A 26978-nucleotide genomic window follows, 5' to 3' on the forward strand; every position below is an offset into this window, starting at 1 on the left:
CCCTCCACCCCGAAGGGAAGCACCATGCGCCGATGCCTGTCGTCCCTCGCCCTGCTCCTGCCGCTTGCCTGCAACGCCGCCAGCTCCCTGGTGGTCTGCACCGAAGCCAGCCCCGAAGGCTTCGACATCGTCCAGTTCACCGCCGCCACCACGGGCGATGCCGCCGCCGAGACGATCTTCGACCGCCTGGTGCAGTTCGCCCCCGGCAGCACCCGCCTGCAGCCGGGCCTCGCCGAGCGCTGGGACATCAGCCCGGACGGCCTCACTTACGACTTCCAGCTGCGCCGCGGCGTGAAGTTCCACACCACGCCCTGGTTCACCCCCAGCCGCGAATTCAACGCCGACGACGTGCTCTGGAGCTTCCAGCGCCAGCTCGACCCCAAGCATCCCTGGCACGAACTCTCGCCACGGGGCTTCCCCTATGCCGAATCCATGGCCTTCGCCCAGTTGATCGAACGCATCGAGAAGCTCGACGAGCACCGCGTGCGCTTCGTCCTGCGCCACCCCGAGGCGCCCTTCCTCGCCGACCTGGCCATGGGCTTCACCTCCATCTACTCCGCCGAATACGCCGCCAGGCTGCTGGCCGCCGGCACGCCCGACGCGCTCAACAGCCAGCCGGTGGGCACCGGGCCCTTCGTCTTCCAGCGCTACGCCAAGGACGCCCAGGTGCGTTTCTTCGCCAACCCCGACTACTGGAACGGCAAGCCGCCGAGCGAGCGCCTGCTGCTGGCCATCACCCCCGACCCGAACGTGCGCATCCAGCAACTGCGCGCCGGCGCCTGCCAGGTGGCCCTCTACCCCAAGCCCACCGACGTGCCCGCCCTGCGCGGCGCGCCCGGCGTGAAGCTGGTTGAGCAGGATGCACTGATGGTCGCCTACGTCGCCCTCAACACCCGCCACCCGCCGCTGGACGACGTGCGCGTGCGCCAGGCGATCAACCTCGCCTTCGACAGGAAGTCCTACATCCGCGCCCAGTACGGCGAAGGCGCGGCCAGCGCTGCGGTCAACCCCTACCCCGCCACCCTGCTGGGCTACAACAGCGACCTCGATCCCTGGCCCCACGACCCCGAGCGCGCCCGCCAGCTACTGGCCGAGGCCGGCCACGGCAAGGGCCTCAAGCTGTCCATCTGGACCCGCCCCGGCGGCGGCCCCACCAACCCCAACCCCGGCATCGGCGCGCAAATGCTCCAGGCCGACCTCGCTGCCGTCGGCATCCAGGCGGACATCCGCGTCTTCGAATGGGGCGAACTGATCAAGCGCGCCAAGAACGGCGAGCACGACCTGGTGTTCATGGGCTGGGTGGGCGACAACGGCGACCCGGACAACTTCCTCACCCCCAACCTCTCCTGCGCCGCCGCGCAATCAGGGGAGAACCAGGCCGGCTGGTGCGACACGAAGTTCGACGAACTGATCCGCCAGGCCCGCGCAGAGAACGACCGGGAAACACGCGCCCAGCTCTACCGCCAGGCCCTGGCGATCTTCCACGAGCAAGCCCCCTGGATCCCCCTCGCCCACCCCAGGCTGTTCAACGTCCTCACCCCCGAGGTGGAAGGCTTCCGCATGAGCCCGCTGGGCTCGAATAACTTTGCGACCACGCGGTTGAAGGCGAAGCCGTAGCGATAAGGGCAGAGGATTCACGGGTTTCACCCGCCCTGTGCCTGGGCCGTAGGAGCGAGCTCTGCTCGCGAAGCCCTTCGTAGGGTGGGCTTCAGCCCACCACCACGGCCACGCCAACCCAAACGGGTCGGCGATGGAGGAACTCGGCTGGGTGAACCCGCGCGGGCCGTCTTTGGCCATATAGAAGTGGTATTCCAGGCGGATGCCGTGACCGGTGCGGTAGGGCAGGGAGCTGGTAGTTCGGGCCTAGGCCGTTAGCCTCCAGGGAACGGCGCAAGGCAGGGAAAACGATCACGAAATCGAATTCCAGGCTCGCAATATGGCCCCGATGCTGGTTGACTGCCTCTCCACAGGGATGGATGCCCTGCCTCCTACGACAATGGATTGCCGAATGCACAGGTACCTGCCCCCCCTCATCCTGCTCACGGAAAACAATGAGCATCAACCTCTTCGTTTGCAGGGTGAAGTCCTCGACATCAGCTATGGCCATGACAACTTTAGCCACCTCATAAAGGTGACAAGGGCATCCAGTAGCCAGGCCATTGAACACAGTGATCATTACGACGACATCAGGATCGTACCTGGCTCACCGGCATCACTGAAGAACGCTGTACCCACAACTCCATCTGGACCAATAACGACAAAGGGCGCCAGCTCAGCCAACAGATCGCGCCATTCAAGTGATAGGAGAATCTTCTTGCTCCCAACTGACACAAATAACCAACGTACCAAATTTCTTCTTTGGTCGATCAGCATGTTACTTTGTTTTCCAGCACTCACTTACGCAGAAACCTACCAATGGGCGATAAACAGTGCACCCCCTTATTTTTCGTCCCCTGAAGCTGCCTGCATTAGACACCACAAACTGGCCACATCCCAAGACCTATACAATAGCTATCAGTTCGTTAAGGTAGTAAAAACCAGCCACCCTGGCTACTTTTACTGCATAGCAAAAAATGTAAACCCATCAAATGGCAATCTTAACTACGAAGAGGGCTGGATAGGTACTGCCACTAGAGTAGGGGACTCCTGCCCTCTCGCAGCAACATACAACTCAGAAAATGGTGAATGTGAACGTGCAGCCTTATCAAAAGGCGAACCACCACCCCAGCTCACCTGCCCAAGCACAAAAAAAGGAAACCCAATTGATATCTCAAGCGGAAATAAATTCCAAGCAGAGATAGACATTGAGGGACCGCTTGAATTCAGGAGATCCTATAACAGCATGGATGGCCTATGGAGGCACAACTACTCCATGAGATTGAGAGTCTTTGAAAGCAAAGTGACTATCGTTTTCGATGATGGACGCGAGTCCACAATACCCATTATCAACGGCACTCTAGAAGCTGCGCCCTTGGAGCTGGGAACATTGTCACACAACAACAGCACATGGAAATATATCTCACCACAGAGCATCATTTACGAATTCGATGCAAATGGCCGACTTTCCCACATAAAACGAAACAAGCAAAAAAATAACACTCGAACACTACTGGGCAGGAATCAAAATAAAAGACGACAACGGCAACTCACTTCATATCAGCGAAGATGAGCTCCTGCAACCCACAAGAGTTACAAACGACACGCTAACCATTAATTATTCATACAACGTTGCACATCAACTGGAGTCGGCAAACTATATATATCCAGAAACCACAAGTACTCGCATCTATCACTACAGTACAGGGGCTCTCTTCAACCTCCTCACCGGCATCACCGACGAGCGCGGCATCCGCTACGCCACCTGGGCCTACGACGACCAGGGCCGCGCCATCTCCAGCGAGCATGCCGGCGGCGCCCAGCGCACCCTGGTGAGCTACAACGCCGACGGTTCCTCCACCGTCACCAACGTCCTCGGCAAGCGCACCACCTACCGCTTCCAGACCATCCAGGGCATACGGCGCATCACCGCCATCGAAGGCGAGCCCTCGGCCAACTGCCCCAACAGCAATTCCAGCTTCACCTACGACGACCGTGGCCTGGTAAAGACCCGTACCGACAACAAGGGCAACGTCACCACCTTCGACTACAACGACCGTGGCCTCGAAGTGTCCCGCACCGAAGCCTTTGGCACGTCCCAGGCGCGTACCGTCACCACCACCTGGCACCCGACCCTGTTCCTGCCGGCCACCGTGACCGAGCCCGACCGCATCACCACCTACAGCTACGACGACCAAGGACGCCAACTCAGCCAGAGCGTCAGCCCGCGCTGATCTGCACAAGGACTTGCCCATGAAACCCCTGTACCACCGCTTGAGCGTCCTCACGCTCGCCCTGGCCGGCACCCTCGTCGCCGCCAGCCTCCAGGCCACCCCGCGCAACTGGAGCTACACCTACACCGCCAGCGGCCAGATCGAAACCGCCGATGGCCCGCGCACCGATGTCCAGGACATCACCCGCTACGCCTACGACGCCCAGGGCCACCTCACCAGCGTCACCAACGCCCTTGGCCACATCACCCAGCTGTCCAGCTTCGACAGCTTCGGCAACCCGCAGACCGTCATCGACCCCAACGGCGTCACCACCGCCCTCACCTACACCCCGCAGGGCTGGCTCGCCTCGGTCAGCGTCAGCGGCGGCAGCACCGCCTTCGAGCACGACGCCATCGGCCAGATCACCAAGGTCACCCGGGGCGACGGCAGTTGGCTCGCCTACACCTGGGACGATGCCCGGCGCCTGACCAAGATCACCAACAACCTCGGCGAGCAGGTCGAGTTCGATCTCGACGCCATGGGCAACCGCACCGCCCAGCGCATCAAGGACGCCTCCAACAACCTCACCCAGCAGCAACAGTGGGTGTATGACGAGCTCGGCCGCCTGCTGCGCTCGGTCGGCGCGGGTGGCCAGACCCACAGCCAGCAGTACGACCTCAACGACAACCCCACCACCGACACCAACCCGCGCCAGTTCAGCCACACAAAGGCCTATGACGCCCTCGACCGCCTGGTCTCCAGCACCGACCCGCTGAACAAGGTCACCAGTCTCGGCTACGACGCCCAGGACAACCTCACCCAGGTCGTCGATCCGCGCGGCGTCACCACCCGCTACGAATACGATGGCCTCGGCAACCTCACCCAACTCATCAGCCCCGACACCGGCACCACCACCTACGGGCACGATGCTGCCGGCAACGTCATCCGCAAAACCGACGCCCGCGGCATCGTCACCACCTACAGCTACGACGCCCTTGATCGCCTCACCGGCCGTCAGTACCCCGCCACCCCCGCGCTCAACGTCCAGTACCACTACGACATGACCGCCAACGGCAACAAGGGCATCGGCCGCCTCACGGCGGTGCAGGACGCCAGCGGCGTGCTCGGCTACAAGTACGACGAGCGCGGCAACCTCATCGAGCAGCTGCGCTCCGTCGCTGTGCTCGATGTCGACCAGTACGACACCCTCGGCTACGCCTACGACGCCGCCAACAACCTCATCCGCATCGACTACCCGGCCGGCTTCAGCATCCACTACAGCCGCAACGCCGCCGGCCAGGTCAGCCAGGTCGGCTTTGCCGTCGGCAGCGCTACCCCCACCAGCCTCGCCAGCAACATCGGCTACGCCCCCTTCGGGCCGCTCAAGAGCCTCACCTGGAACAACGGCATCGTCCTCAGCCGCACCTACGACCAGGACTACCAGCTCACCGCCCAGCAGGTCGGCAACTGGCAGAGCAGCTACAGCCACGACGCCAACGGCAACATCACCGCCCACGCCCACAGCCTGTTCGGCAGCCTCGACTACCAGTACGACGCCCTCGATCGCCTGACCGAGGAAAAGGCCGCCGCCAGCCGCAAGGCCTACGCCTACGACGCCACCGGCAACCGCAGTTCGCGCACCACCTACGCCACCAGCAACGGCAGCGAAGCGCAGACCGCCAAGCAGACCCTGCACTACGCCCCCGACAGCAACCGCCTCAGCCAGCGCAGCACCAGCTACGCCGTCGAAGCCGATGCCGCCGGCAACTACACCCGCTACAGCCAGAGCCGTCGCTACACCTACGACGACCAGGGCCGCCTCAACGCCGTCACCGATGACGCCGGCACGCCCATCGCCAGCTACGCCTACAACGCCCTCGGCCAGCGCGTGCTCAAAGATGTGCAGCAAGGCAGCGCCCACACGCCCTACACCTACCTCTACGGCCCCGACGGCCAGGTGCTCGGCCAGGTGCGTTACACCAGCAGCGGCAAGAAGAGCAAAGCCAGCTACTACGTCTGGCTCGACAGCCTGCCCATCGCCCAGATCGACCTGAGCTACGACGCCGCCGGCACCACCATCGCCAGCACCACCCTCACCTACCTGCACAGCGACCACCTCAACACCCCCCGTCTGGCCACCAACCAGGGCGGCAACCTGGTGTGGAGCTGGCAGAGCGATGCATTCGGTGTGGGGCAACCCAACACCTATGGCGGCAATATCGATGTGATCCTGCGCTTCCCGGGGCAAGTCGCCGATGCGCACAGTGCGCTCTACTACAACTACTTCAGGGATTACGATCCGGAGACCGGAAGGTATGTGGAGAGTGATCCGATTGGCTTGGATGGGGGGTTGAATACGTACGGGTATGTTGAGGGCAATCCGATTATCTTTGCAGACCCATCAGGCTTGCAGAAAGTAATTTTCTTCGATCCAAACAGTGCAAATCCGAGACAAAAAATTCCTTATAACGGCGCACTTGCGGACGCGGACGACCCTACCTCATGCGTAATATATGCTCATGGTTTCCCTAACATGATCAGCGATGACAGGAATGGCAAAATATATACAAGCGACCCGGCCTCCATGTACGGATTGAAATCCGAGCTAATACGCCAAGGCTGCACCCCCAACATGCAGATAGTTTTCAAATCATGCGAAGTTGCACAGGGAAACAACTCATTTGCTGAAAAATTTTCTAAGATCTGGGGTCAGAAAACAAGCGGGCCTACAGAGAAAATTTGGTGGATGTACAATACACAAACAAACGGCAAAACAACCTACTGGCTAGACAGAACCCCTTACCGCTCCATCCCGTCTTCAAACCCTGCCAAACCAGATTACTCTCAGCCTGGAGCATGGAGAGACTTCAAATGAACATTAAAATTTTTATAATACCTCTAGCATTAATCTTGGCATCGTGCACCAGCCAAAACCAAGCCACCCAAGCATATGCACCAAGCTGCCCTGCTTCCACTAAGGGCAACGACATTAATACCGTAATGGTTTTACTTGAGTGCAATCAGAAGCAAGAAGCGAAATCAGTTGCTAGACGCGCATCTCTTCAAGGCAATATAGAGTTAAATAAAATATTCCTTCAACTTCTAGAGAATGACAACGAAACTGACTACGGGCTTACTAGCGCGTTGAAGTCCGCGGAGAGTGGTGATCCCACAGCAACCATCGCAACTATTCATATAGCAGAAAAATATCAATTAAATTCGCTAAACGAAACATTATTTGAACTAGTGAAAAAAACCTCAAACACAGAGCATCCTTACCCGGTACTGAGCGAATACTTAAAATTCATATCAAATCAGAAAACCCCAACTAAATCCGATCTAGATCGATATGAAAAATTACTTTCTAGCGTTCAAGAAAACCTAGCTAAAGAAGAACTCAGAGAACTCAAATCCTTGAGCCAATCCATAAAAAACAGAGTGCAATATCAATAACTGCAATCGTGTTCTCGACATACTCCGGCCACGACCAACTCCGTGGCCGGCATTAAGATGTCGTAGCTGACGAATGGAGGTACGCTGCAGGGGCAGGGTGAGAAACAACATTTTTCAAATGCAGCTTTCAGAATACTCCTGTTCTAAGGCAGATCGCACGCGACGGCTTTCGCGGTCTGCCACCCTTTCCTTGAGAACTATTAGCTCGAAGCACTGACCAAGACCACGCAAGTCGCTCACGTGGTTCTTGCCAGTTGATCGAGATAGTGGCGTTACCGCACAAAAGCCTAATGCCCTCAGCACCGTACGACCACATCGCAGAACAGAAGAAGCCCTCTCCGAGTGGGCTCTTCTGGATCATTCCAACCCGAACGGGTCGTCGATGGAGTGGCTGGGCTGGGTGAACCAGCGCGGGCCGTCTTCGGCCATGTAGAAGTGGTCTTCCAGGCGGATGCCGAATTCGCCTGGCACGCAGATCATCGGCTCGTTGGAGAAGCACATCCCCGGCTCCAGGGGCGTGGCGTCGCCGCGCACCAGGTAGGGACCTTCGTGGATGTCCAGGCCGATGCCGTGGCCGGTGCGGTGCGGCAGGCCGGGGAGCTGGTAGTCCGGGCCCAGGCCGTTGGCTTCCAGGGAGCGGCGGGCGGCGGCGTCCACCGATTCGCAGGGGGCGCCGAGGCGGGCGGCCTCGAAGGCCTCCAGCTGCGCGGCCCTTTCGAAGTTCCAGAAGGTGCGCTGGCGTTCGCTGGGAGTGCCGAAGACGTAGCTGCGGGTGATGTCGGAGATGTAGCCGTGGAGCTTGCAGCCGGTGTCGACCAGCACCATGTCGCCGTCCTTGAGCACCTGCGGCTCGCGCACGCCGTGGGGGAAGGCGCTGGCGGGGCCGAACAGCACGATGCAGAAGTAGGAACCCGTGGCACCGACGCGACGGTGCGCCTGGTGGATGAACTCCTCGACCTCGGTGGTGCTGATGCCGGCGCGCAGGATGCTGGCGGCGGCCTTGTGCACTTCGAGGGTCATGTCCTTGGCCCGTTGCATCAGGGCGATCTCGGCAGCCGACTTGCGCTGGCGGCAGTGGCCGGTCACCCGGGCGCCGTCGATGAAGTCGTAGGCGCTGCCTTCACGACGGATGCCGTCGAACATGAAGAAGGGCAGGCTCGGGCACAGCGCCACCCGGGCGTCGCTGGCGAGCTTCAAGCCGGCGAGCCTGTCCAGCAGCAGGCGGTAGGGATTCTCGTGTTCCTGCCAGGTGCGGATCACGCCCGGGACCACCTGGAAGTCGCGCACCGTGCCTTCCTCGAAGGCCGGGGCGATGTATTCCAGCTCGCCGCTGGCCGGCAGCAGCGCGCCCACCAGGCGTTCGCTCGGGTGCCACTGCACGCCGGTGAAATAGCGCAGGTTGCTGCCCGCATTGAGGTACAGGGCGGCGATGCCCTGCTCCTGCATGAAAGCCTGGGCGCGATCGATCCGGGCCCTGTATTCGGCCAGTTCGATGGGGCCGCTCCCGGCGGTCATGTCACGCAATCCGGCGAGCGCCTGTTCCGGCGTACTGCCGCCTACACCCCTGGTCATCACTGGAACCTCTTTGTCCGACAATTGCGGCGAAATTTAAGTGAGGCTTAAATAGAGGTCAAAACAAATTTTCAGTCCCACTTAAAATCAGCCCGCAGCGAGCGACGCTTTCACGCGGGCCCCGCGCCGTTATACTGGCCGCCTTCCAACAAGAGCCCTCGCCATGTCCGTAGATCGCATCGGAGAACGCTTGCGCCGTTACAGACGCGCCGCCAAGAAGACCCTGAACGAGGTCGCGAGCGAGTCCGGCCTCACCGCCAGTTTCCTCTCCCAGGCGGAGCGCAATCTCACTGGCGTGTCGATCTCGTCGCTGGCGAACATCGCCAAATCCCTCAATGTCCCGCTCAACGTGCTGTTCGACCAACCGCCGCAGCCGCAGCCCGACTCGCACCAGGGCGAGCGCGTGCGCTACACCATCGAGGGCCAGCCGCTGGCCTACGAGCGCCTGTCCACCTCGTTCCCCGGCAACCTGCTCAACGCGGTGAAGATGAACATGCCGGTGGGCTACCAGTCGGAACTCATCGCCCACGAGGGCTCGGAGTTCGCCTACGTGCTTTCCGGGCAGATCATCTACACGATCGAGGGTCGGCAATATCCTCTGAGCGCCGGCGATTCGGTGCACTTCGATGCAGGCAAGACCCACTGCCTGGCCAATGCCGGCAGCGAGATGGCCGAGGTCCTGACCGTCACCACCATGCCGCTGTTCGACGATCACAGCGCCTCCTGAGCCCTCCCGCCACCGCCTGCCAGCCTGAATGCACAGCCCTGTGACGCGCCAATGTTAGTCGCGCTTAATTTCTATTGACCGAAATTTCAGCATGACTTAATTTCGGCCTCGGCTGATTGCCGGGGATGGACCCATGGCAACGCCCTTACCGCTGCAAAGGGCCGGCTCACCCGACCAGGGAACCGGAATGCAGCGGGGTGTACCGATCCATGTGCTCGGTCCAAAAGGCCGCGACGCACGTGACGCCCTCAGAAAAAGAACAAATTGAGGTTTGCATGCGCAAGAACACCCCCATCCAGGCCCTGCTCGCCGCAGGCCTGCTTCTCGGTTCCCCATTCGTTTCCGCCGCCAGCAACCTGGTGTTCTGCTCCGAAGGCAGCCCGGCGGGCTTCGACCCCGGCCAGTACACCACCGGCACCGACTTCGACGCGGCATCCGAAACCCTGTTCAACCGCCTGGTGCAGTTCGAACGAGGCAGCACCCAGGCCGTCCCCGCCCTCGCCGAGAAGTGGGACATCTCCCCGGACAACCTCAGCTACACCTTCCACCTGCGCCAGGGCGTGAAGTTCCACAGCACCGACTACTTCAAGCCCACCCGCGAGTTCGACGCCGACGACGTGCTCTTCACCTTCCAGCGCATGATCGACAAGGAGCACCCGTTCCGTAAGGCGTACCCCAGCGAGTTCCCCTACTTCACCGACATGGGCCTGGACAAGAACATCGCCAAGGTCGAGAAGGTCGACGCGCACACCGTGCGCTTCACCCTCAACAGCGTGGACGCGGCCTTCATCCAGAACCTGGCGATGCCCTTCGCCGTGGTGCATTCGGCCGAATACGCCGACCAGTTGCTCAAGGCCGGCAAGGCCGCCGAGCTGAACCAGAAGCCCATCGGCACCGGCCCCTTCGTGTTCAAGCGCTACCAGAAGGACGCGCAGATCCGCTTCGCCGGCAACAAGGACTACTGGCAGCCGGGCGAGGTGAAGATCGACAACCTGATCTTCTCCATCAATACCGACGCCTCCGTCCGCGCGCAGAAGCTCAAGGCCGGCGAGTGCCAGATCACCCTCAACCCGCGCCCCGCCGACCTCGAGTCGCTGAAGCAGAACGCCAAGCTGCAGGTGCCGTCGAACCCCGGCTTCAACCTCGGCTACATCGCCTACAACGTCACCCACGCGCCCTTCGACAAGGTCGAGGTGCGTCGCGCGCTGGACATGGCAGTGAACAAGCCCGCCATCATCGACGCCGTCTACCAGGGCGCCGGCCAGCTGGCGGTCAACGCCATGCCGCCCACCCAGTGGTCCTACGACGAGACCATCAAGGGCAGCGAGTACAACCCCGAGAAGGCCCGCGAGCTGCTCAAGGCCGCCGGCGTCAAGGAAGGCACCGAGATCACCCTCTGGGCCATGCCCGTGCAGCGCCCCTACAACCCCAACGCACGGCTGATGGCCGAGATGCTCCAGGCCGACTGGGCCAAGGTCGGCATCAAGGTGCGCATCGTCAGCTACGAATGGGGCGAGTACATCAAGCGCGCCCACGCCGGCGAGCACGACGCCATGCTGATCGGCTGGACCGGCGACAACGGTGACCCGGACAACTGGCTCGGCACCCTCTACGGCTGCGACTCGATCAACGGCAACAACTTCTCCAAGTGGTGCGACCAGGACTACGACAAGCTGGTCAAGCAGGCCAAGAACGTCACCGACCAGGCCCAGCGCACCGAGCTGTACAAGCAGGCCCAGCAGTTGCTGCAACGTGAAGTGCCGATCACCCCGATCGCCCACTCCACCGTCTACCAGCCCATGAGCAAGAGCGTGCAGGGCTTCAAGATCAGCCCCTTCTCCACCAACTCCTTCTATGGCGTTTCCAATGCGCCCTAGCCGCACCTGACGAACCCGGCGGGCCCCACGCCCGCCGGCTTTCGCGGCCCGTTCCGGGCCACTCCGTGAACCCCATCTCCATCCGACGCCAGATCGGAGGAGGCCTCTTTCATACCTGCCCCAACGAGTTCGCAAGGATGCAGCGCTTGCGCGCGTCGGCACCGGCTTGCCCGGCGTCGGCGGCAGTCCGCATGAGCGTTCCTTGTTTCGATGAAGAAGCGATAACAAAAAAGGAGCACACGTGATGAAATCCACCCCCTTCCAACGAGCAACCCTGGGATTGGCACTGATGGCTGCCAGCGCACACCTCTTCGCCGCCGAAGAGGAAAAGGTCCCGCCGGTGCCCGAGAACCCCAGCTACGCCGCCCAGGTGCAGAACATCCCGTCGGTGGAGAAACCGGTGAAGGGCCAGGCCGGCGCCACCGGCTTCCTCGAAGGCCAGAGCCTGACCCTGACCACCCGCAACTTCGCCGCCCGCGAGCAGATGAAGGACGGCTTCGGCTTCACCATCCCCAAGGATGACGGCCCGCAGCGCACCCACAGCCGCCGCGCCTGGGTGCAGGGCACCCAGCTGAAATACAGCTCCGGCTACACCGAAGGCACCATCGGCTTCGGCCTGGACGTGGCGGCCTTCAACGCCATCAACCTGGAACGCGGCAAGGGCCGCATCGGCGGTGGCGGCAACCGCACCCTGGCCGACAGCAACGGCCACGGCCAGGAGGAATGGTCCAAGCTCGGCGTCGCCAACGTGCGCCTGCGCGCCTCCAACACCGAGTTCAAGGCCGGCCGCTTCCTGGTGGACACTCCGGTGCTCAGCTACATCGACAACCGCGCCCTGCCCTCCAGCTTCACCGGCTACGCGGTGACCAGCGAGGAATTCGATGGCCTCGCCCTGCAGGCCGGCAGCTTCCGCCGCGCCAGCCCGCGTACCGGTGCCGGCGACGAAGCCTTCACCACCGAATACGGCACCCGTGAGGTCACGGGCGAGCACATGCATTACCTCGGCGGCAACTACAAGCCGCTGGATAACCTCGAGGTCGCCGTATACGCCGGCCGCTTCGAAGACGTCTGGGACCAGTACTACCTGAGCGTGGCCCACGACCTGGGCGACCGCGAGACCCTGTCCCTGCGCACCGCCTTCAACGGCTACCGCACCCGCGACACCGGCGACCGCAAGGCCGGCTACATCGACAACGACACCTTCAGCCTGGCCTTCACCCTGGCCCACCAGGCCCACGCACTGACCCTGGCCTGGCAGCAGGTCGACGGCAACGAGTACTTCGACTACATCCACGAGACCGCCGCCATCTACCTGGCCAACTCCCTGCTCTCGGACTACAACAGCCCCAACGAGAAGTCCGCGCAGATCCGCTACGAGACCGACTGGAGCTACTTCGGCATCCCCGGTTTCTCCACCACCGCCTGGTACGCCAAGGGCTGGGACATCGACGGCACCCACTACGACGGTGACCGCAACGGCGCCTACGGCAACTACGCGGAAGTGCGCGCCATGGACGACGAGCACCACCGCGAATACGGCCTGATGGCGGCCTACAAGGTGCAGAGCGGGACCATCAAGGACAGCACCTTCAAGGTCACCTACATGTCCCACAAGGCGAGCAAGCAGCAGATCGACGGCAGCGTGAACGAGCTGCGTATCGTCAGCACCTTCCCCTTCGACCTGCTCTGACATGGATGCGGCGCCGGCCCCGAGCCGGCGCCTGGAGGATTCGACATGAAGCTACGTTACCTGCCCCTGCTGGCAGCCCTCGCCGCCGCCAGCGCCCAGGCCCAGAACCTGGTGGTCTGCACCGAAGCCGCGCCCGAGGGCTTCGACATCGTGCAATACACCGGCGCGGTGACTGCCGACGCCACCGCCGAGACCGTGTTCAGCCGCCTGCTGGCCTTCAAGCCCGGCACCACCGAGCTGATCCCCGGCCTGGCCACCAGCTGGGAGATCAGCGACGACGGCCTGGTCTACACCTTCCGCCTGCGCCCGGACGTGAAGTTCCACGCCACCGACTGGTTCACCCCCAGCCGCCCCTTCAACGCCGACGACGTGGTCTGGACCTTCCAGCGCGCCCTCGACCCCAAGCACCCCTGGCACGAGTCGGCGCAGCGCGGCTACGCCTACTTCGACGCCATGGGCATGCGCGAGCTGATCAAGTCCGTGGAGAAGGTCGATGCGCTCACCGTGCGCTTCACCCTCACCCACCCGGAGGCGCCCTTCCTGGCGGACATGGCCATGCCCTTCGCCTCCATCTACTCGGCCGAGTACGGCGACCAGCTGCTGGCCGCCGGCAAGACCAACCAGCTCAACCAGTTGCCCGTCGGCACCGGCCCCTTCGTCTTCGCCCGCTACGCCAAGGACGCCCAGGTGCGCTACAAGGCCAACCCGGACTACTTCCGCGGCAAGCCCGAGATCGACAACCTGGTGTTCGCCATCACCCTCGACCCCAACGTGCGCTTGCAGAAGGCGCGGGCCGGCGAGTGCCAGGTGGCGCTCTACCCGAAACCCGAGGACGTCGCCGGCGTGCGCACGGACAGCCGCCTGGCGGTGGACGAGATCGACGCCCTGCTGACCACCTACGTGGCCATCAACACCCAGCACAAGCCGCTGGACGACACCCGAGTGCGCCAGGCCATCAACCTCGCCATCGACAAGCAGGCGATGATCCGCGCGGTGTTCGGCGAGGGTAACGCCAGCGTGGCGGTCAACCCCTTCCCGCCGACCCTGCTGGGCTACAACCATGCGATCGAGGATTGGCCGCACGACCCGGAGAAGGCCCGCGCGCTGCTCGCCGAGGCCGGGGTGAAGGACCTGAAGATCACCCTCTTCATCCGCAACGGCACCTCGCCTACCATCCCCAACCCCGCGCTGGCGGCACAGATGATGCAAGCGGATCTGGCCAAGGCCGGCATCCAGATGACCATCCGTTCGCTGGAATGGGGCGAGCTGCTCAAGCGCTCCAAGGGCGGCGAGCACGACATGGTGCTGCTGGGCTGGGCCGGCGACAACGGCGACCCGGACAACTTCCTCAGCCCCAACCTGTCGTGCGCGGCGGCCGAGTCCGGGGAAAACCAGGCGCGCTGGTGCGACCAGGCGTTCGAAACGCTGATGCAGAAGGCCCGCACCATCAGCGAGCCGGCGGAACGGGCGAAGCTCTATGAACAGGCCCTGGAGGTTTTCCACCGTGAATCCCCATGGATTCCCCTGGCACACCCTAAGCTGTTCAATGTGCGCCGGAGCAACATCGAGGGCTATGTGATCAGCCCTCTGTCCAACAACAACTTCGCCACCACCCGGGTGAAGTAACGGCGGCCCCGCGGCGGTCCAACCCATCGCCGCGAGACGCCCGACAACAAGAACAGCGCCCGCCCACCGTTACCCACGGAAGCGGGCGTGATACCTGAGGAGTCAACCCCCGAGATGCTCAGTTTCATCGCCCGCCGACTGGGGCTTCTGATCCCCACCTTCTTCGGCATCACCCTGCTCACCTTCGCGCTGATCCGCCTGATACCCGGCGACCCGGTCGAAGTGATGATGGGCGAACGCCGGGTCGACCCCGAAATGCATGCCCAGGCGATGACCCGCCTCGGCCTCGACAAGCCCCTGCGCGAGCAGTACTTCGACTACATCGGCAAGCTCGCCAAGGGCGACCTGGGCGAATCCCTGCGCACCCGCGAAAGCGTCTGGCACGAGTTCCTCACGCTGTTCCCCGCGACCCTGGAACTGGCCCTGGCCGCCCTGCTGTTCGCCGGCACCCTGGGCCTGCTGGCCGGGGTGATCGCGGCGCTCAAGCGCGGCTCGCTGTTCGACCACGGGGTGATGGGCATCTCGCTGGCGGGCTACTCCATGCCGATCTTCTGGTGGGGCCTGCTGCTGATCATGTTCTTCTCCGTCTGGCTCGGCTGGACACCGGTCTCCGGGCGCATCGACCTGCTCTACGACATCGAGCCGGTCACCGGCTTCATGCTCATCGACACCTTGCTTTCCGATGAGGAAGGCGCCTTCCTCGACGCCCTGCGCCACCTGATCCTGCCGGCCATCGTGCTGGGCACCATCCCGCTGGCGGTGATCGCCCGCATGACCCGCTCGGCCATGCTCGAGGTGCTGCGCGAGGACTACGTGCGCACCGCCCGCGCCAAGGGCCTGTCGCCGGCCCGCGTGGTCTTCGTCCACGGCCTGCGCAACGCGCTGATCCCGGTGCTCACGGTGTTCGGCCTGCAGGTCGGCACGCTGCTGGCCGGTGCCGTGCTCACCGAAACCATCTTCTCCTGGCCGGGTATCGGCAAATGGCTGATCGAGTCGATCGGCGCCCGCGACTACCCGGTGGTGCAGAACGGCATCCTGCTGATCGCCTGCCTGGTGATCCTGGTGAACTTCGTCGTGGACGTGCTCTACGGCTTCGCCAACCCACGCATCCGCCACCAGCGCTGAGGACCCGACATGACCATCGCTCAGAACACGGTCGAACCGGCCATCCTCTACCCCTCGCCGATGAAGGAATTCTGGCGGGCCTTCTCCCACAACAAGGGCGCCGTCGGCGGTCTTGCCTTCATGATCCTCATCGTGATCTGCGCGCTGTTCGCGCCCTGGATCGCGCCCTACGACCCCAGCGAGCAGTTCCGCGACGCCCTGCTCACCCCGCCGGCCTGGCTCGAAGGCGGCCAGTGGCAGTTCGTGCTCGGCACCGACGAACTGGGCCGCGACCTGCTCTCGCGGCTGATCCACGGCGCGCGCCTGTCGCTGCTCATCGGCCTCGCCTCGGTGGTGATGTCGCTGCTGCCCGGTATCCTGCTGGGCCTGATCGCCGGCTTCGCCCCGCTGCTGGGCATGCTGATCATGCGCCTGATGGACATCATGCTGGCCCTGCCCTCGCTGCTGCTGGCGGTGGCCATCGTCGCCATCCTCGGCCCAGGGCTGATCAACACCGTGATCGCCATCGCCATCGTCTCGCTGCCCTCCTACGTGCGCCTGACCCGCGCCGCGGTGATGGTCGAGCGCAACCGCGACTACGTCACCGCCTCGCGCCTGGCCGGTGCCGGCATCTTCCGCCTGATGTTCATCACCGTGCTGCCCAACTGCATGGCGCCGCTGATCGTCCAGGCGACCCTGAGCTTCTCCTCCGCCATCCTCGATGCCGCGGCCCTCGGCTTCCTCGGCCTCGGCGTGCAACCGCCGACCCCGGAGTGGGGAACCATGCTGGCCTCCGCCCGCGACTACATCGAGCGCGCCTGGTGGGTGGTCTCGCTGCCCGGCCTGACCATCCTGCTCAGCGTGCTGGCGATCAACCTGATGGGCGACGGCCTGCGCGACGCGCTGGACCCGAAACTCAAGAATGCCGTCTGAGGAGCCCACCATGAGCCTTCTGGATATCAAGAACCTCGGCGTGCGCTTCGGCGACGCCAATGCGGTACCGGTGGTCGACGGCCTCGACCTTTCCGTGAACAAGGGCGAGGTGCTGGCCATCGTCGGCGAGTCCGGCTCCGGCAAGTCGGTGACCATGATGGCGCTGATGGGCCTGATCGACGCCCCCGGCAAGGTCACCGCCGACAGCATGCAGTTCGACGGCACCGACATGCTGCGCCTGAAGGGCAAGCAGCGCCGGCACATCGTCGGCAAGGACCTGGCCATGGTCTTCCAGGACCCCATGACCGCCCTCAACCCCAGCTACACCGTAGGCTTCCAGATCGAGGAAGTGCTGCACCAGCACCTCGGCCTCAAGGGCCGGGCCGCCCGCCAGCGCGCGCTCGAACTGCTCGAACGGGTGGAGATCCCCGGCGCCGCCAGCCGCCTCGACGCCTACCCGCACCAGCTCTCCGGGGGCATGAGCCAGCGCGTGGCGATCGCCATGGCCATCGCCGCCGAACCCAAGCTGCTGATCGCCGACGAGCCCACCACCGCCCTCGACGTCACCATCCAGGCGCAGATCATGGACCTGCTGCTGGACCTGCAGCGCGACCACGGCATGGCCCTGGTGCTGATCACCCACGACCTGGCCGTGGTCGCCGAGACCGCCGACCGCGTCTGCGTGATGTACGCCGGCCAGGCCGTGGAGATAGGCGAGGTGCCGCGCCTGTTCGACGCGCCCACCCACCCCTACACCGAAGCGCTGCTCAAGGCGATTCCCGAACACAGCCAGGGCCAGCGCCGCCTGGCCACCCTGCCCGGTATCGTCCCCGGCCGCTACGACCGGCCCCATGGCTGCCTGCTGTCGCCACGCTGCCCCTACGCCCAGGCCAGCTGCCGCGAACGCCGCCCCGGCCTGGACCCGCACGACCACGGCGCGGTGCGCTGCTTCTTCCCCCTTAATCTCGGCGAGGTGGCCTGATGAGTGCCGTACTGACCGCCCGTGACCTGACCCGTCACTACGACATCTCCCGTGGCCTGTTCAAAGGCACGGCCACGGTGCGCGCCCTCAATGGCGTGTCCTTCGAACTGCAGGCCGGCAAGACCCTCGCCGTGGTCGGCGAATCCGGCTGCGGCAAGTCCACCCTGGCCCGCGCCCTGACCCTGATCGAGATCCCCAGCTCCGGCTCGCTGCAGATCGCCGGGCAGGAAGTCACCCGCGCCAACGGCGCCCAGCGCAAGCAGATGCGCCGCGACGTGCAGATGGTGTTCCAGAACCCCTACGCATCCCTCAACCCACGGCAGAAGATCGGCGACCAGTTGGCCGAGCCGCTGCTGATCAACACCCAGCTGTCCCGCGCCGAACGCCGCGAGCAGGTGCAGGCGATGATGCAGCAGGTGGGCCTGCGTCCCGAGCACTACCAGCGCTACCCGCACATGTTCTCCGGCGGCCAGCGCCAGCGCATCGCCCTGGCCCGCGCCATGATGCTCAACCCCAAGGTGCTGGTGGCGGACGAACCCACTTCGGCGCTGGACGTCTCCATCCAGGCCCAGGTGCTCAACCTGTTCATGGACCTGCAGGAACGCTTCAACACCGGCTACGTGTTCATCTCCCACAACCTCTCCGTGGTGCAGCACGTGGCCGACGACGTGCTGGTGATGTACCTCGGCCGCCCGGCGGAGATCGGCCCGGCGGAACTGATCTACAGCCGCCCGCTGCACCCCTACACCCAGGCGCTGCTCTCGGCCACGCCGACCATCCACCCGGACCCGGCCAAGCCGAAGATCAAGATCGTCGGCGAACTGCCCAACCCCCTCGACCCGCCCAGCGGCTGCGCCTTCCACAAGCGCTGCCCCTACGCCACCGAACGCTGCAAGGTGGAAGTCCCCGAGCTGCGCCCGCTGGACGCCCGCCAGGTGGCCTGCCACCACGCCGAAACCATCGCCCCGTAACCCCGCCCCACGAACCCCATCGCCACGATGGGGTTCGCTGGCCCGTGATGACCGCTCTGTAGGAGCGAATTCATTCGCGATGCCCGTAGGTCGGGTGAAACCCGACACATACATCCCCTGTCACGCGGGTTTCACCCGCCCTACATCTCCCGCAACAGCGCCAGCCTGACCCCGAAGCCCACCAGCACACCACCGAACAGCCATTGCTGGATGCGCTGGGCCAGCGGTCGCCTGCCCAGCCAGCGCCCGATGCCGGCACCGGCCAGCGCATAGCAGGCATCGAAGGCCAGGCCCACGCCCACCAGCACCGCACCCAGCAGGGTGAACTGGGCGAACAGCGGCCCCGCCGCCGGGTCGACGAATTGCGGCAACAGCACCGAGCAGAACAGCAGCGCCTTGGGGTTGAGCAGGTTGGTCAACAGCCCACGGCGGATCGCCGGCCACCAGGCACCGCCCAGGGGAACACCTTCTCCTCCGGGGCCCGCCACCAGGTCCGAAGCCGGCGTCTGCAGGATGCGCACGCCGATCCACAGCAGGTAGGCCGCACCAGCGAGACGCACCAGGTCGAAGGTCCAAGGCGCGGTGCGGAACAGCACCGCCAGGCCCAGACCCGCCAGCGCCACATGGCAGGCGCGCGCCACTGCCAGCCCCAGCGTCGTGGCCAGCGCCAGGGCGCGGCCCTGGCGGGCACCGGTCTGCAGCAGCAGGATCATGTCCGGCCCCGGCAGCAGGTAGGCCACTGCCAGGGCCATCAGGAATACGCCGATGTCCGCCATCACCTTCTCCTCCACGTCTGTGAGAGGAAAATTCTATGCCCGAAGGCCAGGGCAGGTGCTTGCGTATTCCGCCACGAAGAGGATACTGTTTAGCACGAACAAACACTTATCCACAGTATGACCATCCACTTATGCCAAATCTCAAACTGGACGCCTTCGACCACAAGATCCTCGCCGCTCTCCAGCGCGATGGCCGCCTGAGCAACGTGCAATTGGCCGAGGAGATCGGCCTGTCGCCCTCTCCCTGCCTGCGCCGGGTGCGCCTGCTGGAGGAAGCCGGGGTGATACGCGGGTACCAGGCCGACCTGGATCGCTACGAAGTGGGGCTGGGCCTGACGGTGTTCGTCGGCATCAAGGTCGAGCGCCACAGCCCCGACCGCGCCGACGCCTTCCGCGAGGCGGTGGTGCTGCTGCCGGAAGTGATCTCGGTGCACCTGGTGTCCGGCGAGGCGGATTTCCTGCTGCAAGTGGTGGTGCCGGACCTGCGCGCCTACGAACTCTTCCTCACCAACCACCTGATCAAGCTGCCCGGCGTCAGCGACATCCGCAGCAACTTCGCCATCCAGACGGTGAAGGCACCGGGCCCATTGCCCCTCAACCACCTGCCGAGGTGATACACCGGCGGCTCCCTTCCCGTGCTGAAGCACGGGCTGCGGAACGAAACGGCTCTTGTAGGTCGGGTGCAACCCGACGCCCTACGAACCGGCGCCGAAGAAGCGGCGGAACGCACGCACCTCGGCCTGTACCGCCGAGATATCCACAGCCTGGAAACGCAGCCTCTGGTGCGCCGCGCACTGGGCCAGGCGGTCGCAGTCCCGGGGGTGCAGCCAGCCGAGGATGGGGTAGCCGCCCATGGTCTGTTGGTCGGCCTGGAGGATGATCGGCTGGCCATCCGGCGGGACCTGCACGGTGCCGCGCACCACGCCCAGGGACCATTGCCGCTGCGGCGCACGGATCGCCTCGCCCTGCAGGCGCGCACCCATGCGATCCGATTGCGGGCTGAGCTGCCAGGGCCGCTCGAAGAAGGCCTGCAACTGGTCGTTGGCGAACTGCCCGGCATCGCCGCCGAGCATCACCCGCAGCGGCCGCTCGGCGCGGTAGTCCGGCTGCCAGGGCCAGGGCACGCTGGCGCCACGCTCGAAGTGACCGCCCCCGCCCGGCAGCAGGTCGCCGTCGGCCAGCCTCGCGCCCCGGCCGCCCAGCCCGCCGAGGCCTTCGCGCACCTGGCAGGCGACGCTGCCCAGCACCGGCTCGACACGGAAGCCACCGGCGATGGCGAGGTAGGCCCGCTGGCCGCTGCGGGCGAACCCCAGCGTCAACCGCTGCCCGGCGCGCAGCGCGAAGCGTGACCAGTTGGGCCGTGCCTCGCCATCCAGGGTGATGGGCAGGTCCGCGCCGCACAGTGCCACCCAGGTGTCGCCGAGGCTCTCCAGCTCGACGCCGCCCAGGGCGATCTCGACCAGGGGGCGGCCCGGCGCATTGCCCAGCAGGCGGTTGGCCCAGGCAGCGGCATGACGATCCATGGGCCCGGCCGGCGACACACCCAGGTGTTGCCAGCCCTGACGGCCGCTGTCCTGCAGCAGGCTCAGCGGCCCGGCCTTCAGCAGGCGCAGGCCGTTCATGGCTCGCCCCGCTCGCGGCGATAGGTGGGTTCGTCGATGGGCACGAAGCGCACGCAGTCCCCCAGTGCGAGCGGGCACGGGGGCTCGCTCACCGGATCGAACAGCGGTCGGGGGCACAGGCCCAGCAGGTGCCAGCCACCCGGTGAGGCCTGTGGATAAATCGCCGTCTGCCGCTCGGCGATGGCCAGGCTGCCCGCCGGCACCCGCGTGCGCGGACTGCTGCGACGCGGCAGGGCAAGGCGCCTATCGACCTCGCCCAGGTAGGCGAACCCCGGCGCGAAACCGATGGCACCGACCCGGTAGAGGGTGGCGCTGTGCAGCTCGATCACCTCGGCCGGGTCCAGCCCGCAGGCCTGCGCCACCCAGGCCAGGTCCTCGCCGCCATACCAGACGGGCATTTCGTGCACGCGCCCTGCCTGCTCGGGCACCGTCGTCCGCTGCCACTGCTGCAGCAGCGGCTCCAGGTCGGCGGCCAGCTGCGTGGGATCGGTGCGCAGCAGGTCGTAGTGCAGCAGCAAGGTGGTCCAGCCCGGCACCAGGTCGCGGAGCTGGCAACCCAGGCGCTGGTGGATGGAGTCGGCGAGCTGCGCGATACGAAGCGGCAGGCGCGCATCCGGCTCGTCGGCCAGCACCAGCAGCAGCGCCTCGGCGCCGACCGGCTCGATGCGGATCACAAGGCGTCCAGATGGGCTCGCAGGCGTCGCAGCACCGCCAGGGATCCGGGGTTGTCGCCGTGCACGCAGAGGCTGTCGGCCACCAGTTGCAGGGGCTTGCCGTCGATATCGACGAACGCCTCGCCCCGGGCGATGGCCACCGCCTGGGCGATGATGCGCTCGGGGTCATGGTGCACGGCACCCTCCAGCCGGCGCGGCGCCAACTGGCCATCGGACAGGTAGGCGCGATCGGCGAAGGCTTCGAACATCAGCGGCACGTCGGCGGCATCGGCCAGCCGCAGCTCGCGACGGTTGTCGGCCAGGGCCAGCACCATCAGCGGCAGGCCCTTGCGGTAGCTGGCGCAGGCGTCGAGCACCGCCTCCAGCAGGGCGTCGTTGCGCACCAGGTCGTTGTACAGCGCGCCGTGGGGCTTTACATAGGCGACCTGGGTGCCGGACGCGCGACAGAACGCATCCAGCGCGCCGATCTGGTAGAGCACCAGGGCACGCACCTCGTCGGGCGGCAGCTCCATGCGCCGACGGCCGAAGCCGACCAGGTCCGGGTAGGCCGGGTGGGCGCCGATGGTCACGTCGTGGTCCACGGCCAGCTCGACGGTGCGCAGCATGGTCATGGGATCGGAGGCGTGGAAACCGCAGGCCAGGTTGGCCTGGTCCACCAGGGGCATGGCGTGCTCGTCGTCGCCCATGGCCCAGGCGCCGAAGCTTTCACCCATGTCGCAGTTCAGCAGGATTCGATTTTTCATCGCCTGATTATGGCGACAGCGGGCGGGCTGTGCGAGATGGGGCTATCCACAGGTCGATCGCGCCCGTAGCCCGGGCTTCAGCCCGGGAAGCACACCCGGGCCTGAAGCACAGCCCATGAACCGATCAATACACGTCGCGGCGGTAGCGGCCTTCGGCGGCGAGACGGTCCAGGCCCTCGTCACCCAGGAGCTCGCGCAGGACACCATCGACACCGTCGGCCATGCCCTGCAGGCTGCCGCAGATATAGAACACCGCGCCCGCCTCGACCCAGGCACGGACCTCGGCGCCGGCTTCGCGCAGGCGATCCTGCACATAGACCTTGTGTGCCTGGTCGCGGGAAAAGGCCAGGTCCAGCCGCTCCAGCTCACCACTGGCCAGCCAGCCTTCGATCTCGTCGCGGCAGTAGTAGTCGTGGGCCTGGTTGCGCTCGCCGAACAGCAGCCAGTTGCGGCCGTTGCCGGCGGCGACGTTGGCCTTGAGCAGCGCACGCAGGCCGGCGATGCCGGTGCCGTTGCCGATGAAGATGGCCGGGCGCTCGCCTTCCAGGCGGTGGAACCGGGCGTTGCGACGCAGGCGCAGCGGCAGGCTGGCGCCGGTCGGCAGGTAATGGGTGAGCCAGCCGGAGGCGATGCCCAGGGTCCCGTCGGCGTGCTGCTCCTGGCGCACGATCAGCTCCAGGGCGCCGTCGCTTTCCAGGGAGGCGATGGAGTACTGGCGCACCGAGAGCACGATCAGCGCATCCAGCAGCGCCTGCGGGTGCAGGCCCACCAGGTGCTCGAAGGAGTCCGGCAGCAGGCGCGCGCCCAGGGCCTGGCGCAGGGGCTGGGCGATGCCGTCCACGGTGACCGGGGCCTCGCCGTCGAGGCCATGCTGGTCGAGCCAGCGCTGGATGCGCGAGTCGGCCTGCCGCGGGAGGATCTCCACCAGGTCGCCGGCCTGCCAGCTGATCCGGCTGCCCGCCGGGGCACCCAGGCGCAGCAGCCAGGTGGATTCACCCTGGCTGCCGGGGTTGAGGTGTTCGCGAGCGTCCAGGGTCCAGGTTTCGAAAGGCTGCTCGGTCCATGCCGGCACCAGGCTGGAGCCGGACAGGCCGGCCAGTCGTTGCTGCCAGCTCTGCAGCGCGCCGGCATCGCCGTTGTCCACTTCCACCGTATCGAACAGGGGGTTGGCGCCCTGCCCCTGGAGCCAGGCCTGCAGGCGGTGGGCGAAGCCACAGAAGTGCCGGTACTGGCGGTCGCCCAGGGCGAGCACGGCAAAACGCAGGTCAGCCAGTTGCGAAGCCTGGCCCAGCACTTTGCGTTCAAAGCTGCGAGCGGCGTCCGGGGCCTCGCCGTCGCCAAAAGTGCTGACCACGAACAGGGCATTGCGCGCCTCGGCCAGTTGCCCGGCGTCCAGCTCGCCCAGTTGCTGCACACGCACCGGGAGGCCGGCGGCCTGCAGCTGCCCCGCACTCTGCCAGGCGAGCTGCTCGGCGAAGCCGCTCTGGCTGGCGAAGCCGATCAGCCAGGGCTCGCCGTCACCGCCCTGGCCGAGGCCACCACGAGCCGCCTTGATCGCGCGCTTCTTGCGCCGGCGGTCGAGGTAGAGCAGCCAGCCGGTGATGAAGAACAGCGGCATGGCGAGGCTCGCCAGCATCATCAGGATGCGCCCGGGCAAGCCGAAGTACTCGCCCACGTGCAGGGCGTAGATGCTGGTGAGCAGCTGCGCCTTGAAGCTCTTCTCGGCGTAGCGCTCGACGCGGGCGACCTTGCCGGTGGCCGGGTCGAGGGTGATCTGGTTCAGCGCGCGCGGGTGGGCGGCATCCTCCAGCAGGAAGAACACCGTCGCCGGCTGGCCGCCCACCGGGGGCAGGCGCAGGTTGTAGGCGGTCATGCCGGGGCCGGCCGCCTCGCGGATGCTGGCCCAGACGGCGTCGTAGTCCACCACCAGCGGCGGGCCCGACGGGGCTTGCTGCATACCCGGGCGGCCGCCTTCGCGGCGCTCGCCACGGCCTTCACCACGGCGCTCGCCCGGCTTGCCCTGCTGCTGTTCGACGGGTGCATCGGCCAGCAGGCGCTGCAGACCGGCGCGGTACCACTCGTAGGACCAGAACAGGCCGGTGAGTGCGGCCAGGAGGTAGAGCGCCAGGCACCAGGTGCCGGCCACGGCGTGCAGGTCCCAGTTGAAGCTGCGGCCCTTGCGCGCCCAGTCCAGGGTCAGCCAGGCGCGCCAGCTGCCGGTCTGGCGCGGCCAGCGCAGGTAGAGGCCGGAGAGGCAGAAGAAGATCAGTGCCAGGGTGCTGGCGGCGGTGATCTGCTTGCCGGTCTCGCCCATGGCGAGGAAGCGGTGCAGTTGCAGCATCAGGCCGAAGAACGGCTGGCCAGCCGGTTCGCCCAGCAATTCTCCGCTGTAGGGATCGAACCAGCGCATGGGGCCACGGCGCTCGCCGGGCGGTGGCATGAAGAACACCCGTGCGGCCTTGCCCGATTGGGTCTCGACCCAGAGCCCGGACACCTGCTTGCCCTCGGCGGCCTCGATCCTGCGCACCAGTTCGGCCGGCGGCAGCACGCCGGCGTCCCGCACCTCGACGCGCAGGGTATCGGCGTTGAGCCATTCGAGGATTTCGTCCTGGAAGCTGTAGGCGGCGCCAGTGACGCCCATGACGGACAACACCAGGCCGGCACTGATGCCGAGGAGCCAGTGCAACTGGAACAGGACTTTCTTGAACACGGTGACCCCTTGTGGAAAACAGACAGCCGCCATCAGCCGGTCGGACGGAGGCCATGGATTCTCAGATGGGATGCGATTCTATTTGAGAATAAGTTTCACAAACAGAGTGTTCGACGCGTTTTACTTTCTATTTACCTTCGCCCGTAGCCGGCATGCCGCGACGGCACGGGCTCCTGGGCAGCCGCTGCGGTCCCAGGTACCACGAGGGCATAAAAAAGCCTGCCGGAGCAGGCTTTTTCCTTCGGGCCGGCGCTTACAGGTAGAAGGCCTTCAGCGGCGGGAAGCCGTTGAACTCCACCGCGCTGTAGCTGGTGGTGTACGCACCGGTGGAGAGCCAGTAGAGGCGGTCGCCGCTGGCCAGGTTCAGGGGCAGGCCGTACTTGTAGTTCTCGTACATGATGTCGGCGCTGTCGCAGGTCGGGCCGGCGATGACCACTTCTTCCATCTCGCCCTTCTTCTCGGTCCAGATGGGGAACTTGATGGACTCGTCCATGGTTTCGATCAGGCCGGAGAACTTGCCCACGTCGGTGTAGACCCAGCGCTCCACGGCGGTGCGCGACTTGCGTGCCACCAGTACCACTTCGCTGACCAGGATGCCGGCGTTGGCGATCAGCGAGCGACCCGGCTCCAGGATGATTTCCGGCAGCTCGTCGCCGAAGTCTTCCTTGAGGAAGCGGGTGATCTCCTCGGCGTAGGTCTCCAGGGCGTTGGTGCGCTGGATGTAGTTGGCCGGAAAGCCACCGCCCATGTTGATCATCTTCAGGGTGATGCCGTCTTCTTCCTTGAGGCGCTCGAAGATCACCTTGACCTTGGCGATGGCGGCGTCCCACACGTCGATGTCGCGCTGCTGGCTGCCCACGTGGAAGGACAGGCCGTAGGGTTCCAGGCCCAGCTGCTTGGCGAGGATCAGCAGGTCCAGGGCCATGTCGGGGTTGCAGCCGAACTTGCGCGACAGCGGCCAGTCGGCGGAGGTGGAACCCTCGGTGAGGATGCGCACGTAGATCTTCGAGCCCGGCGCAGCCTTGGCGATGTTGCGCAGGTCCGCCTCGGAGTCGGTGGCGAACAGGCGCACTCCCTTCTCGAAGAAGTAGCGGATGTCCTTGGCTTTCTTGATGGTGTTGCCGTAGCTGATGCGCTCCGGGCCGACGCCGGTCTTCATCACCTTGTCCAGCTCGTAGATGGAGGCGATGTCGAAGTTGGAGCCCTTGTCGCGCAGCAGCTCGGTGATCTCGGTGGCCGGGTTGGCCTTGACCGCGTAGTAGATCTTGGCGAAGGGGAAGCAGCCGACCAGTTGGTCATAGGCATCGGCGATGGTCTGCTTGTCGATGACCACGAAGGGGGTTTCGTGCTGATCGGCGAATGCCTTCATGCGCTGGAAAGTGGCGGGTGCGAAATAGTCTTCGACCTTGATCGACATACTGGGGCTCCATTGGGCAAAAAACACAAAAGTTGCAAGGGATGGGCTTGGTGCGAAAAGCCTGAACGTCTAATCCGTTTCCCCACTTTGGTTCGCCTACTTCCCAAGGCATGTCGCCGAGGATCTACAGCCTTGCGGCTGCCAACCTCTCGTCGTCAGTACTTGAGCCGGATGGATCGTTTCCAGCATGGACGTTCGGGCGCGAACTTTAGGACCATGGGAAGCGCAGATCAATCAAAAAATGCCGCTTTATCGCATCCCTTTGTCGCGTTACCTGTTGACTGTTCTGTAT

The 26978-nt window shown here is 64.9% G+C and carries 21 protein-coding genes and 1 pseudogene; 14 read left to right on the plus strand and 8 right to left on the minus strand.

Annotated features, from left to right (window positions below):
- The first annotated feature begins 24 nt into the window (after positions 1–24).
- Complete coding sequence (locus ACYJSS_RS14635; RefSeq protein WP_236204748.1) at positions 25–1617, plus strand: ABC transporter substrate-binding protein; 1593 nt, start codon at positions 25–27, stop codon at positions 1615–1617.
- 114 nt (positions 1618–1731) lie between these two features.
- Here ACYJSS_RS14635 and ACYJSS_RS14640 read toward each other — a convergent pair.
- Positions 1732–1897: pseudogene (locus ACYJSS_RS14640) on the minus strand (aminopeptidase P family protein); the annotation flags it as partial.
- A 111-nt stretch (positions 1898–2008) separates the two neighbouring features.
- Between ACYJSS_RS14640 and ACYJSS_RS14645 the strand changes: the two are divergent.
- From ACYJSS_RS14645 to ACYJSS_RS14660, 4 genes are all read left to right on the plus strand, one after another.
- Positions 2009–3169, plus strand: a complete 1161-nt coding sequence (locus ACYJSS_RS14645) for a DUF6531 domain-containing protein (RefSeq protein WP_459480050.1) — start codon at positions 2009–2011, stop codon at positions 3167–3169.
- 259 nt (positions 3170–3428) lie between these two features.
- Positions 3429–3830 (plus strand): RHS repeat domain-containing protein, encoded by a 402-nt coding sequence (locus ACYJSS_RS14650; protein ID WP_111264726.1) that lies wholly within the window; start codon positions 3429–3431, stop codon positions 3828–3830.
- A 13-nt stretch (positions 3831–3843) separates the two neighbouring features.
- Positions 3844–6684: an RHS repeat-associated core domain-containing protein gene (locus tag ACYJSS_RS14655; RefSeq protein ID WP_236204749.1), complete on the plus strand. Its 2841-nt coding sequence runs from the start codon at positions 3844–3846 to the stop codon at positions 6682–6684.
- Complete coding sequence (locus tag ACYJSS_RS14660) at positions 6681–7262, plus strand: hypothetical protein (RefSeq protein WP_146603099.1); 582 nt, start codon at positions 6681–6683, stop codon at positions 7260–7262. Before ACYJSS_RS14655 ends, ACYJSS_RS14660 begins: the two co-directional genes overlap by 4 nt.
- Before the next feature lie 357 nt (positions 7263–7619).
- Here the strand turns inward: ACYJSS_RS14660 and ACYJSS_RS14665 are convergent, their stop codons facing one another.
- Positions 7620–8834 (minus strand): M24 family metallopeptidase, encoded by a 1215-nt coding sequence (locus ACYJSS_RS14665; protein ID WP_111264725.1) that lies wholly within the window; start codon positions 8832–8834, stop codon positions 7620–7622.
- A 163-nt stretch (positions 8835–8997) separates the two neighbouring features.
- Here ACYJSS_RS14665 and ACYJSS_RS14670 point away from each other — a divergent pair, with 163 nt between their 5' ends.
- The 8 genes from ACYJSS_RS14670 to ACYJSS_RS14705 all read left to right on the plus strand — a co-directional run bounded on the left by ACYJSS_RS14670 (position 8998) and on the right by ACYJSS_RS14705 (position 18744).
- Positions 8998–9561, plus strand: coding sequence for a helix-turn-helix domain-containing protein (locus ACYJSS_RS14670; RefSeq protein ID WP_043244186.1), 564 nt, complete (start codon positions 8998–9000; stop codon positions 9559–9561).
- Between the two features lie 275 nt (positions 9562–9836).
- Positions 9837–11438: an ABC transporter substrate-binding protein gene (locus ACYJSS_RS14675; protein ID WP_111263645.1), complete on the plus strand. Its 1602-nt coding sequence runs from the start codon at positions 9837–9839 to the stop codon at positions 11436–11438.
- A gap of 244 nt (positions 11439–11682) precedes the next feature.
- A complete protein-coding gene (locus ACYJSS_RS14680; protein ID WP_236204751.1) occupies positions 11683–13128 on the plus strand; it encodes an OprD family outer membrane porin in 1446 nt (481 codons plus the stop codon).
- Positions 13129–13173: 45 nt separating this feature from the next.
- Positions 13174–14754: an ABC transporter substrate-binding protein gene (locus tag ACYJSS_RS14685; protein WP_111263643.1), complete on the plus strand. Its 1581-nt coding sequence runs from the start codon at positions 13174–13176 to the stop codon at positions 14752–14754.
- Positions 14755–14868: 114 nt separating this feature from the next.
- On the plus strand, positions 14869–15879 hold the full coding sequence (locus ACYJSS_RS14690; RefSeq protein ID WP_021217741.1) for an ABC transporter permease subunit: 1011 nt from the start codon (positions 14869–14871) through the stop codon (positions 15877–15879).
- Between the two features lie 9 nt (positions 15880–15888).
- Positions 15889–16791 (plus strand): ABC transporter permease subunit, encoded by a 903-nt coding sequence (locus ACYJSS_RS14695; RefSeq protein ID WP_043244191.1) that lies wholly within the window; start codon positions 15889–15891, stop codon positions 16789–16791.
- Positions 16792–16801: 10 nt separating this feature from the next.
- Entirely contained in the window at positions 16802–17773 is a 972-nt protein-coding gene (locus ACYJSS_RS14700; protein ID WP_043244193.1) for an ABC transporter ATP-binding protein, read from the plus strand.
- Positions 17773–18744 carry a peptide ABC transporter ATP-binding protein gene (locus ACYJSS_RS14705; RefSeq protein ID WP_111263642.1) on the plus strand — a complete coding sequence of 324 codons (972 nt, stop codon included), beginning with the start codon at positions 17773–17775 and terminating at the stop codon, positions 18742–18744. The genes ACYJSS_RS14700 and ACYJSS_RS14705 overlap by 1 nt, the downstream gene beginning before the upstream one ends.
- Before the next feature lie 140 nt (positions 18745–18884).
- Here ACYJSS_RS14705 and ACYJSS_RS14710 read toward each other — a convergent pair whose 3' ends face one another.
- Positions 18885–19520, minus strand: a complete 636-nt coding sequence (locus tag ACYJSS_RS14710; RefSeq protein WP_111263641.1) for a LysE family translocator — start codon at positions 19518–19520, stop codon at positions 18885–18887.
- A 131-nt stretch (positions 19521–19651) separates the two neighbouring features.
- Between ACYJSS_RS14710 and ACYJSS_RS14715 the strand changes: the two genes are divergently transcribed.
- Positions 19652–20134 (plus strand): Lrp/AsnC family transcriptional regulator, encoded by a 483-nt coding sequence (locus ACYJSS_RS14715; RefSeq protein ID WP_043244196.1) that lies wholly within the window; start codon positions 19652–19654, stop codon positions 20132–20134.
- 81 nt (positions 20135–20215) lie between these two features.
- On the opposite strand, the gene ACYJSS_RS14720 is transcribed toward ACYJSS_RS14715, so the two are convergent.
- The 5 genes from ACYJSS_RS14720 to ACYJSS_RS14740 form a co-directional block, all read right to left on the minus strand.
- Positions 20216–21142, minus strand: coding sequence for a 5-oxoprolinase subunit C family protein (locus ACYJSS_RS14720; RefSeq protein ID WP_111263640.1), 927 nt, complete (start codon positions 21140–21142; stop codon positions 20216–20218).
- Positions 21139–21816, minus strand: coding sequence for a 5-oxoprolinase subunit PxpB (gene pxpB, locus ACYJSS_RS14725; protein WP_111263639.1), 678 nt, complete (start codon positions 21814–21816; stop codon positions 21139–21141). Before pxpB ends, ACYJSS_RS14720 begins: the two co-directional genes overlap by 4 nt.
- A complete protein-coding gene (locus tag ACYJSS_RS14730; protein ID WP_111263638.1) occupies positions 21813–22559 on the minus strand; it encodes a 5-oxoprolinase subunit PxpA in 747 nt (248 codons plus the stop codon). The genes pxpB and ACYJSS_RS14730 overlap by 4 nt, the downstream gene beginning before the upstream one ends.
- Positions 22560–22683: 124 nt before the next feature.
- Complete coding sequence (locus ACYJSS_RS14735) at positions 22684–25302, minus strand: sulfite reductase flavoprotein subunit alpha (RefSeq protein WP_236204752.1); 2619 nt, start codon at positions 25300–25302, stop codon at positions 22684–22686.
- 220 nt (positions 25303–25522) lie between these two features.
- Complete coding sequence (locus tag ACYJSS_RS14740) at positions 25523–26686, minus strand: type III PLP-dependent enzyme (RefSeq protein ID WP_111263636.1); 1164 nt, start codon at positions 26684–26686, stop codon at positions 25523–25525.
- Positions 26687–26978: the final 292 nt, after the last annotated feature.

Source organism: Pseudomonas sp. No.21, assembly GCF_054558415.1.